This is a genomic window from Patiriisocius sp. 208BN25-11, assembly GCF_058147145.1.
This window is the reverse complement of sequence record NZ_JBYVJY010000148.1, coordinates 1-235: the sequence shown is the minus strand read 5'-3', so window position 1 is coordinate 235 and position 235 is coordinate 1. Positions and strand designations below refer to the sequence as shown.

The 235-nt window shown below is 40.9% G+C and carries 1 pseudogene; it reads right to left on the bottom strand.

What is annotated here, in order from left to right:
- A pseudogene (locus ACY2RS_RS15930) lies at nucleotides 1–235 on the bottom strand (PA0069 family radical SAM protein); the annotation flags it as partial.

The following is a 235-nucleotide window of genomic DNA, read 5'->3' as shown; positions in this document are numbered from 1 at the left end:
TCTTTATTTCCCGAAAAAACAATCGTAGCTCCTTGCCAGTTTCTGCCCCTAGTTTTTTGTTCTAATAATTCTGGGGCATTAGCCGTATATAAGATGGTACGCTCAAAATCTAGGCCAGCGCCATAGCCCCAATATTCATGAGTAGTTCTAGCATAGCAATACACACAACCATGCTCACATTCTTGATACGGATTTGCAGAGTAACTCATCCCAATATCTGGACTGGTTACTTTAT